8 protein-coding genes and 1 pseudogene are annotated in these 8,177 nt (G+C 70.1%); 6 read left to right on the plus strand and 3 right to left on the minus strand.

What is annotated here, in order from left to right; genetic code table 11:
- The first annotated feature begins 87 nt into the window (after positions 1 to 87).
- From ACZ5C2_RS16865 to cseC, 4 genes are all read left to right on the plus strand, one after another.
- The gene (locus ACZ5C2_RS16865) at positions 88 to 627 is read left to right on the plus strand and encodes a SigE family RNA polymerase sigma factor (protein ID WP_468791087.1); all 540 of its coding nucleotides are present in this window, start codon (positions 88 to 90) and stop codon (positions 625 to 627) included.
- On the plus strand, positions 615 to 1,265 hold the full coding sequence (locus ACZ5C2_RS16870) for a hypothetical protein (protein WP_468791089.1): 651 nt from the start codon (positions 615 to 617) through the stop codon (positions 1,263 to 1,265). Before ACZ5C2_RS16865 ends, ACZ5C2_RS16870 begins: the two co-directional genes overlap by 13 nt.
- A gap of 166 nt (positions 1,266 to 1,431) precedes the next feature.
- On the plus strand, positions 1,432 to 2,130 hold the full coding sequence (gene cseB / locus ACZ5C2_RS16875) for a two-component system response regulator CseB (protein ID WP_468791091.1): 699 nt from the start codon (positions 1,432 to 1,434) through the stop codon (positions 2,128 to 2,130).
- 8 nt (positions 2,131 to 2,138) lie between these two features.
- Positions 2,139 to 3,482, plus strand: a complete 1,344-nt coding sequence (gene cseC / locus ACZ5C2_RS16880) for a two-component system sensor histidine kinase CseC (protein WP_468791093.1) — start codon at positions 2,139 to 2,141, stop codon at positions 3,480 to 3,482.
- Positions 3,483 to 3,561: 79 nt separating this feature from the next.
- Here cseC and ACZ5C2_RS16885 read toward each other — a convergent pair.
- Positions 3,562 to 3,717, minus strand: a pseudogene (locus tag ACZ5C2_RS16885) (helix-turn-helix transcriptional regulator); the annotation flags it as partial.
- A 152-nt stretch (positions 3,718 to 3,869) separates the two neighbouring features.
- Entirely contained in the window at positions 3,870 to 5,456 is a 1,587-nt protein-coding gene (locus tag ACZ5C2_RS16890) for an MDR family MFS transporter (protein WP_468791095.1), read from the minus strand.
- A gap of 140 nt (positions 5,457 to 5,596) precedes the next feature.
- On the opposite strand from ACZ5C2_RS16890, the gene ACZ5C2_RS16895 reads away from it, so the two are divergent.
- Positions 5,597 to 6,193, plus strand: coding sequence for a TetR/AcrR family transcriptional regulator (locus tag ACZ5C2_RS16895; RefSeq protein WP_468791097.1), 597 nt, complete (start codon positions 5,597 to 5,599; stop codon positions 6,191 to 6,193).
- Between the two features lie 21 nt (positions 6,194 to 6,214).
- Here the strand turns inward: ACZ5C2_RS16895 and ACZ5C2_RS16900 are convergent, their stop codons facing one another.
- Positions 6,215 to 6,949, minus strand: a complete 735-nt coding sequence (locus ACZ5C2_RS16900; RefSeq protein WP_468791099.1) for a M23 family metallopeptidase — start codon at positions 6,947 to 6,949, stop codon at positions 6,215 to 6,217.
- Between the two features lie 439 nt (positions 6,950 to 7,388).
- Here ACZ5C2_RS16900 and ACZ5C2_RS16905 point away from each other — a divergent pair, with 439 nt between their 5' ends.
- The gene (locus ACZ5C2_RS16905) at positions 7,389 to 8,027 is read left to right on the plus strand and encodes an HAD family acid phosphatase (RefSeq protein ID WP_468791101.1); all 639 of its coding nucleotides are present in this window, start codon (positions 7,389 to 7,391) and stop codon (positions 8,025 to 8,027) included.
- The last annotated feature ends 150 nt before the right edge of the window (positions 8,028 to 8,177 follow it).

Here is an 8,177-nt window from a genome sequence, read left to right on the forward strand (position 1 = left end):
TCGACGAGAGCACGACGACCCAAGGAACACAGGCGGTACGGCCGGCTCGGTGAGCGGGCCGGAACGGGGAGCGGAAGGCGGTTCACCATGGCGCAGGGCGAGGTGCTCGAGTTCGAGGAATACGTCCGCATCCGGCAGGACGCACTGTTGCGCAGCGCCCGCCGTCTGGTACCGGACCCCGTGGACGCGCAGGACCTGCTGCAGACCGCGCTGGCCCGGACGTACGGCCGCTGGGAGACGATCGAGGACAAGCGGCTGGCGGACGCCTATCTGCGCCGGGTCATGATCAATACGCGGACGGAGTGGTGGCGGGCCCGCAAGCTGGAGGAGGTGCCCACCGAGCAGCTCCCGGAGCCGTGTGTGGACGACGCCACCGAGCAGCACGCGGACCGCGCCCTGCTGATGGACGTACTGAAGGTGCTCGCCCCGAAGCAGCGCAGTGTCGTGGTGCTGCGACACTGGGAGCAGATGTCCACGGACGAGACGGCCGCCGCACTCGGCATGTCGGCCGGAACGGTCAAGAGCACGCTGCACCGGGCACTCGCCCGGCTCCGCGAGGAGCTGGAGGCGCGGGATCGGGACGCACGCGCGCTGGAGCGTGAGGAGCGGGAGCGTTGCGCGGCCTGACCGGCGCGGGGCCCACGCGGTCCCGGACGACCGCCCGGGCGGCGACCGCGGTGACGGCCGTGTTCGCCGCTGCCGTGCTGTTCGGCGTCGGCTGCGGCACGGGCGGCACCGGAGCCCGGGACGAAGGCCCGGCGCGCGCGGACTCGGTGGCGAGCGCGGCCGCTCCGGTGGGCTCCCCCTCGCGGACCCCGGACCGGGTGGACGCGGTCCGGCTGGTCAAGGCGGACCCGGCGGTCTCGACGGAGGTCAAGCGAGAGCTCAAGCCGTGCGTCGCCAACGAGTACCCCGTCGACGTGAGCTACGGGAATCTCACCGGAGGGGCCGTCGACGACGTCGTCGTCAACGTGCTGACCTGCGGGGACGCGGTGGGTGTCGGCTCGTATGTGTACCGCGACCAGGGTGGCTCGTATGTCAATGTGTTCGCCGCCGAGGAGCCTCCGGTGTACGCGGAGATCGACCGCGGGGACCTGGTGGTGACCAAGCAGGTGTACGACCGGGGCGACCCGGTGTCGAGTCCGTCCGGCGAGAACGTGATCACGTACCGCTGGGCGTCGGGCAGGTTCGGCGAGGAGTACCACACGCACAACGACTACGGGCAGGTATCCGGCCCGCAGCCGTCGCCGGCGCCCGACGGCTGAGACATGGCTCACGGCGTGAACCGGCAAAGCCATGCCGACCGATGAACGGATGAACCCTCCGCACGGCTCACGCGTCCGTGGGGTGGGCCGACAAAAACGCCCGGGTGGGCCGAGAGGATCGCGCTCACACCGGCCCGGGGATCACACGAGGACTGAGAGCAGCGGGATGGCAGACCAGACCCACGTCCTGTTCGTCGAGGACGACGACGTCATCCGCGAAGCCACCCAGCTCGCCCTGGAGCGGGACGGCTTCGCGGTCACGGCGATGCCCGACGGGCTGTCCGGCCTGGAGGCGTTCCGCTCCGACCGGCCGGACATCGCGCTCCTCGACGTCATGGTGCCCGGGCTCGACGGGGTCAGCCTGTGCCGGCGCATCCGGGACGAGTCGATGGTGCCGGTGATCATGCTGTCCGCGCGGGCCGACTCCATCGACGTGGTGCTGGGGCTGGAGGCGGGCGCCGACGACTATGTGACCAAGCCGTTCGACGGTGCCGTTCTGGTCGCCCGGATCCGTGCGGTGCTGCGCCGCTTCGGACGGGCGGAGGGCGGCAAGGAGGAACAGACCACCCCGGACGACGGGGGCATGCTGTCCTTCGGTGAGCTGGAGATCGACACGGAGGGCATGGAGGTGCGCAGAGCCGGGCGGCCGGTGGCGCTGACCCCCACCGAGATGCGGCTGCTGCTGGAATTCGCGGCCGCGCCGGGCACCGTGCTCTCCCGCGACAAGCTGCTCGAACGGGTGTGGGAGTACGGCTGGGGCGGTGACACGCGGGTCGTCGACGTCCATGTGCAGCGGCTGCGTACGAAGATCGGCCAGGACCGTATCGAGACGGTCCGCGGCTTCGGCTACAAGTTGAAGGCCTGAGCGAGCGGATGCGGGGGTACTTCCGGCGCCTGGTGACGGCGTGCGTCGACCGGGCGAACATCGGTGCGGGGCTGAGGTGGAAGCTCAGTGCGGCCATCGCCGTGGTCGGGGCGCTCGTGGCGCTGGTGCTGAGTCTGGTGGTGCACAACGCGGCGCGGGTGTCGATGCTGGACAACGCGCGCGATCTGGCCGACGAACGCGTCATGGTCGCCCAGCGCAACTACGAGCTGTCCGGACGGCTGAACTTCCCCAACACCAAGATCGACGATCCCCAGCTGCCGAAGGAGCTGCGGGAGAAGGTCGAGGCGGGGCGGCGGGCGACCTATGTGACCGACCGGAGCGGGGCGCCGGACATCTGGGCGGCCGTGCCGCTGAAGAACGGTCATGTGATGTCGCTGCACTCCGGTTTCACCGACCGCAGCTCGGACATCCTCAAGGACCTCGACCAGGCCCTGGTAATCGGTTCCATCACGGTCGTGCTGGGCGGCAGCGCGCTCGGCGTGCTCGTGGGCGGGCATCTGTCGCGGCGGCTGCGCAAGGCGGCCAGCGCCGCCAACCGGGTCGCCAAGGGGGAGACGGACGTCCGGGTGCGGGAGGCCATCGGCGGGGTGGTGCGGGACGAGACCGACGACCTGGCCAGCGCGGTGGACGCCATGGCGGACGCGCTGCGGCAGCGGCTGGAGGCCGAGCGCAGGGTCACCGCCGACATCGCGCACGAGCTGCGCACGCCGGTGACCGGTCTGCTGACCGCGGCCGAACTGCTGCCGCCCGGCCGGCCGACGGAGCTGGTGCTGGACCGGGCGAAGGCCATGCGCACGCTCGTGGAGGACGTCCTGGAGGTGGCCCGGCTGGACAGCGCCTCCGAACGGGCGGAGCTGCAGGACATCCTGCTCGGCGAGTTCGTCACCCGGCGGGTCGCGGCGAAGGATCCGGACGTCACGGTGCGCGTGGTGCACGAGTCGGAGGTCACCACCGATCCCCGGCGTCTGGAGCGGGTCCTGTTCAACCTGCTCGCCAATGCCGCCAGGCACGGCAAACCGCCCATCGAGGTCACCGTCGAGGGCCGGGTCATCCGGGTCCGCGACCACGGGCCCGGCTTCCCCGAGAACCTGCTCGCCGAGGGGCCGAGTCGCTTCCGCACCGGCAGCGCGGACCGGGCCGGCCGCGGTCACGGCCTGGGTCTGACCATCGCCGCCGGTCAGGCCCGGGTGCTGGGCGCGCGGCTGACCTTCCGCAACGTACGGCCGGCGGGGGCACCGGACGGCCTACCGGCCGAGGGCGCGGTCGCCGTGCTGTGGCTGCCGGGACACGCGCCGACGAGCACCGGGTCGTATCCCGTACTGACCCAGTAGGGCGCCTCAGCCGGACCAGTCCTGGTCCATGTCGAGGCCGCCCTCGCGGCGCTGGGTGAAGGAGAACCAGTTGCCGCAGGCCCGGGGTCTCGCCGTAGGTCTCCTTGAAGGCGCGGATGAAGTGGTAGCGCGAATAGCCCGCGTGTGCCGCGACCGCCTCCAGGCCGAGGTCCGGGTCCGCCCAGTCCCGGTCCCTCGCGTCCTTGGCCAGCCTCAGCCGGCGCGCCTTGTCCATACGACCGATGGTGGCACGGGGGTCCGACAGTGGTGCGTGCTCCGGCTCCGTCGGGGGCCGGCCGCACCCGCGCCCCGGGGGCCGGCAGCGCGGCCGGCCCCCGGGGCGCGGGTGCGCCGCCGAGGGCCTTCGTGTCCTGGGGAAGCGGTCCCTCAGACGGGTTCGGTCACCGCCGCCGCTGCCGGGGCGCCGTCGTCGGTCTTCTCCTTCTCGGGGCCTTCGCCCTTCAGCGGGACCTCCTTGACGAACACGGACGCCACCAGCGCGACCCCCGCGATCACGGCACCCAGGAGGAACGCGGAGTGGGTGCCCGAGGACACCGCGTACTGGTAGGCCTCGCGGGCCGCGACCGGCAGCTCCGCCAGGCTCTCCGCGTCCAGCTGGGCGGACTGCTCGGTCACCTTGGAGCCCACCGCGCCGGCCCGCTCGGTCATGACGTCCTGCACGCGGTTGTTGAACAGCGCGCCCATGATCGCCACGCCGAAGGACGCGCCGAGGGTGCGGAACAGGGTGGCGGAGGAGGACGCCACGCCCATGTCCTTCATCTCCACGCTGTTCTGCGCGACCAGCATGGTGATCTGCATCAGACAGCCCATGCCGAGGCCGACCACGGCCATGTAGACACCGGAGGTGAGGCGGGAGGTCCCGGTGTCCATCGTGGACAGCAGGTACAGGCCTACGATCATCAGCGCGCTGCCGAGGACGGGGAAGACCTTGTACCGCCCGGTGTTGGTGGTCACCCGGCCCGCGACCATCGAGGTGATCAGCATGGCGCCGAGCATCGGCAGCAGCAGCAGACCGGAGTTGGTGGCGGAGGCTCCCTGTACGGACTGCTGGTACAGCGGCAGGAAGAGCGTCGCGCCGAACATCGCGAAGCCGACGATGAACCCGATGACGGACATCAGCGTGTAGTTGCGGCTGCGGAAGATGTGCAGCGGCACCACCGGTTCGGCGGCCCTGGTCTGCCAGAACACGAAGCCGACGAGCGAGGCGACACCGAGGCCGATCAGCTCCATGATCCGCGCGGAGGTCCAGGCGTACTCCGTGCCGCCCCAGGTGGTGACCAGCACGATGGCGGTGATGCCGACGGTCAGCAGCGCGACTCCGAGGTAGTCGATGCCGGCCTTGGCCCGCTTCTTCGGCAGGTGCAGTACGACGCCCACGGCGGCCAGTGCGACCGCGCCGAGCGGCAAATTGATGTAGAAGGCCCAGCGCCAGCCCCAGTTGTCGGTGATGGTGCCGCCGACCAAGGGCCCGCCGATCATGGCCAGCGCCATCACGGCGGCCATCATGCCCTGGTACTTGCCGCGCTCACGGGGCGGGATCAGGTCGCCGACGATCGCCATGACACCGACCATCAGACCGCCGGCGCCCAGCCCCTGCACCGCGCGGAAGCCGATCAGCTCACCCATGTTCTGCGCCATGCCGCTGAGCGCGGAGCCGATCAGGAAGATCACGATCGAGGTCATGAACGTGGCCTTGCGCCCGTACATGTCGCCGAGCTTGCCCCAGACCGGGGTGGAGGCCGCGGTCGCGAGCGTGTAGGCGGTGACGACCCAGGACAAGTGTTCCAGTCCGCCCAGCTCGCCCACGATCGTCGGCATGGCCGTGCCGATGATCATGTTGTCGAGCATCGCGAGCATCATCGCGATCATGAGTGCGAGCAGGACCACCCGCACACTGCGTGGCTGCTTGCCGCCGTCCGTCTCAGCGGCCCCCGCCGCCGGTGTGTCCGCCATGATTCCCACTCCCCCGGCCACCGCGTCGCGTGGCCACCCCTACTTACTTGCCGACCGGCTAGTGCACGTCACTGGGAAGCTAGTCGCGCAACTAGCCGGGCGTCAAGTAAGTTTTCGTCAAGGGCGGGTCGAGCAGGAGGATGGGCGGCACCATGGACGGCACCAGACAGCGGCGCCGCGGGAACACCCGCCAGCGCATCCAGGACGTGGCGCTCGAACTCTTCGCCGAGCAGGGCTACGAGAAGACCTCTCTGCGCGAGATCGCCGAGCACCTGGACGTCACCAAAGCGGCGCTCTACTACCACTTCAAGACGAAGGAAGAGATCCTCGTCAGCATCTTCGAGGGCCTCTCCCGGCCGATGCAGGAGCTGATCGAGTGGGGACGGCAGCAGCCGCACTCGCTGGAGACGAAGCAGGAGATCATCCGCCGGTACAGCGAGGCCCTGATGGGCGCGGCCCCGCTCTTCCGCTTCATGCAGGAGAACCAGGCGACCGTCCGCGAGCTGCGCATCGGCGAGATGTTCAAGACCCGCATGCTCGGACTGCGGGACATCCTGATGGACCCGGACGCCGATCTCGTCGACCAGGTGCGCTGCGTCAGTGCCCTGTTCACCATGCACGCGGGGATGCACGTCCTGCAGGACGTGGAAAGCGACCCCGAGGAGAAGCGCAAGGCCGTCCTCGAGGTCGCCACCGATCTGATCACCCAGGCCCACCGGGGCGCCGGGAGCGCCTAGAGCGCCGTCACGCGTCCGGGGTCAGAGGCTGACGCCGTTGGCGCGCAGGAACTTCGCCGGGTCGATGGCGGAGCCGTAGTTCGGGGTGGTGCGGATCTCGAAGTGCAGGTGGGGGCCGCTGGAGTTGCCGGTGTTGCCGGACAGGGCGATCTTCTGGCCGGTCTTGACGACCTGGCCGGCGTTCACGTTCACCGAGGACAGGTGGGCGTACTGGGAGTACGTGCCGTTGCTGTGCTTGATGACGACGGCGTTGCCGTAGGCGGGGCCGTCGCCGGCGCCGTTGCCGCCGGCCTTGACGACGGTGCCGCCGTGGACGGCGACGACGGGGGTGCCGGTCGGGACGGCGTAGTCCTGTCCGGAGTGCTTGGAGGCCCACATGCCGCCGTTCGCCGCGTAGCTCGCGGAGAGCTTGTAGCTCTTCACGGGGTCGGTCCAGGACGCGGCCTTCTTCTTGGCGGCGGCCTGCGCGGCCTTCCTGGCCTCGGCTGCCTTCGCGGCGGCAGCCTTCCTGGCCTCGGCAGCCTTCTTGGCCTCGGCGGCCTTCGCGGCCTTCGCGGCCTGGGCCTTCGCGGCCTGGGCCTGGGCGGCGGCCTGCGCCTGAACGGCACTGGCCGCACCGGACGCGGCCGTGGTGTCGGCAGCGGCCGCGACCCCGGCCCCCAGTGCGACCGAGGCCCCCATGCCGGCGGCCAGCACGGCCGCACGGGTGCGGATCAGGGACGTACGGGAGAAACGGGACGTAACGCGCCGGGACATCTCAACCTCACCAGGAAGGGGACAGAGGAAACCACCCGGCACACAGGACCGCGCCGCGGTGGCCATTCAGTGGTAACCCTTCCGCCTGAAAAGCCGCAAAGGTGCGATCTGCGACTTCCCTTAGTACTCCGCGCGTGAGACGCACGTCTCTTGACAGAAGCCCCTTATTGGGCGAAACCCGCATTCCAGGACGCTCGATCACGGTTTTGCGTCGAATGTCCGATTTACCTTTTGCCCCTCTTGCACTATTCCGGCTAGTACCGGACATAGCGCCTGTGCAGCATGTCACCGGGGTGCGGCATGTGCCGCTTCAGAAATGTGACGCAGGCCCCTAGGCGCCTACCGCCCGGTAACCCTACGGTTCACCTCGCGTCACCCTCGTACACGAACATGTACACGCCATGCTGGCAGCGTCACGACGTGAGAGGACCCCCACGACATGAGAAGCCGACGCCCCTGGTTGCGCCGCGTATCGGTGACCGCCGCCTCCGCGACCGCACTGGTGGCCCTGGCCGTACCGGCCGAGGCCACCGCTCCCTCGGGTTCCCCCGCGGCCGGCACCGCGGCCCCGACCGCCGCGGAAGACGTCGACTACGGCACCTGGCAGCGGGACTGCCAGGCGGTCATGGACCAGGCCCTGCCCTACCTGGAACAACGGATCGCGGACTCCGGACCGGGCGAGAAGCAGGCCATCGTCCTCGACGTCGACAACACCGCCCTGGAGACCGACTTCGGCTTCAGCTTCCCCCAGCCGGCCAACGAGCCGGTTCTGGAGGTCGCCCGGTACGCGGAGGAACGCGGTGTCGACCTGTTCTTCGTGACCGCCCGCCCCGGCATCATCCAGGCGCCCACCGAGTGGAACCTCGACCGGGCCGGCTACGAGTCCTCCGGCCTGCACGTCCGTGGCTTCCTCGACCTGTTCAAGAACGTCGCCGACTACAAGACGGCCCAGCGCGTCGCCATCGAGCGGAAGGGCTACACGATCATCGCCAACATCGGCAACAGCCCCACCGACCTGTCGGGCGGCCACGCCGAGAAGACCTTCAAGCTGCCGGACTACGACGGTCAGCTGTCCTGAACCGCCTCCAGCCAGGAAGAAGGGGTCTGGGGGGGGGGGGGGGGGGGGGGGGGGGGGGCGCCCCCGTGCCTGCGCGGGGGCGTGGGCGTGCATAAGGGTCTCTTCTTTGTTGTTGTGAGCCTCCCAACCCCGTCCCTCTTGCCGTAGCTA

Source organism: Streptomyces sp. NPDC031365 (assembly GCF_055569765.1).